Below are 1,660 nucleotides of genomic sequence, written 5' to 3'. Positions count from 1 at the left end.
AATAAAAGATAGCATTATATAGCCTATTTTGTTTTAGATCCCTAAATATATACCACTTCTCTATTTTTAAAAAAAATATATTGTTAGCTACCTAACAAAAATATAAGTTAAGTTGAGCTTCTATAATACCAATTAAAATTTTGTCAATTAAATCTACATTCTATAAGACTATAAAAAATCACCCTCGTAAAATTATATAAACTAAAATAACCACAAGCAAAAACCTGTGGTTATTTTTCTGTATTTTAAAGAGATTTACAACCTTACCTCTCTACCCTACTTTTTATTTGTCTCAAAGCAATGTTTACACATAGACTTATATCTTTCATTACCGCCTATTTCGATTTGTTCTCCGTCTAGAAGTATTTCTCCGTTTTCGTTTATGCGTGCGTTTATTGTTGCCTTTTTGCCACATGCACAAACTGTTTTTAACTCTCTAATATCGTCAGCTAATTCAAATAATGCTTTACTTCCTTCAAAGAAGCATTGTCTAAAGTCTGTTTTTAATCCGAAGCAAACTACTGTATATTTAAGAGAGATTTCGTATAATTCTCTTACTTGTTTTTGTGTTAAAAATTGAGCTTCGTCGACCATTATTATAGTTTTAGAGTCGTTTATTTCGTCTAAATATTTATAAAAAGCTTCATCTTCACAAACAAGAGTACAATCAGCTTCTAGGCCTACTCTTGAAGATATTACGCCTTTGTTGTTACTATCTTTAAAACTCCCTCTAGTATCCATTGCAGGTTTATATAAAAGTACTTTATATCCAGCTTCTTCATAATTGTATTTCCATGTAAGAAGTTGCATACTTTTGCCTGAATTCATTGCTCCGTAGCAAAATATCAATTTAGTCATAAATCCTCCTCGTGGTATATATCCATTTTATTAATCCCAAGATAATTATTATAACATTAATTTAGACAAAATAAAATCCAAGGGATTAAATCCTTTGGATTTTATAGTATATTTAAATTGTTGGATTTATATATAAACTTATATAGATAGTAATATAGATAAGTATCTATACTTAAATGTTTAAATTTATCTATTATAATTTACCTACTAAATCTAAACTCGGTGATAAAGTTTCAGCTCCTGGAGTCCATCTCGCAGGGCAAACTTGATCTCCGTGTTCTGCTACAAATTGAGCTGCGTGCACTTTTCTAAGTAATTCAGCAGCGTTTCTACCTATTCCGTTATCGTGAACTTCATAAGCTTTTATTTCGCCTTCTGGATTTATTACAAAAGTACCTCTAAGAGCCATGCCATCTTCTTCTATCATTACATCAAAATCTCTAGTTAATTTTCCTGTTGGGTCTGCTAACATTGGATATTTAATTTTACCTATTGTATCTGAAGCATCAGCCCATGCTTTATGTACAAAGTGACTATCTGTAGATACTGAATAAATTTCACAGTTTATTTCTTTGAATTTTTCGTAGTTATCTGCTAAATCACCTAATTCAGTTGGGCAAACGAATGTGAAGTCTGCTGGATAAAATACAAATACTGACCAATGACCTTTTACATCTTCTAATGTAACTTCTTTAAAACTACCATCTTGATATGCTTGAACCTTAAAATCTGTCTTCTAATTCTATTTCTTTAGCTATTGTTACACCATCATTTGTTATTAGTGGAACACCATACATTTTAT

1 protein-coding gene and 1 pseudogene are annotated in these 1,660 nt (G+C 30.2%); both read right to left on the bottom strand.

Features of this window, described 5'->3' with window-relative positions:
* Positions 1 to 276 precede the first annotated feature (276 nt).
* Positions 277 to 858 carry a thymidine kinase gene (locus I4U58_RS13740; RefSeq protein ID WP_195931897.1) on the bottom strand — a complete coding sequence of 194 codons (582 nt, stop codon included), beginning with the start codon at positions 856 to 858 and terminating at the stop codon, positions 277 to 279.
* Between the two features lie 193 nt (positions 859 to 1,051).
* Positions 1,052 to 1,591, bottom strand: a pseudogene (ahpC, locus tag I4U58_RS13735) (alkyl hydroperoxide reductase subunit C); the annotation flags it as partial.
* Between the last annotated feature and the right edge of the window lie 69 nt (positions 1,592 to 1,660).

This window comes from Clostridium sp. 1001270J_160509_D11 (assembly GCF_015667935.1).
GTDB lineage: Bacteria > Bacillota > Clostridia > Peptostreptococcales > Peptostreptococcaceae > Intestinibacter.
The sequence above is the reverse complement of the archived record's forward strand: the minus strand, read 5'-3'. Positions and strand labels throughout refer to the sequence as shown.

Coding starts and splice junctions, on each gene's coding strand:
- I4U58_RS13740 (WP_195931897.1), bottom strand. CDS start 858: ATGACTAAATTGATATTTTGCTACGGAGCAATGAATTCAGGCAAAAGT.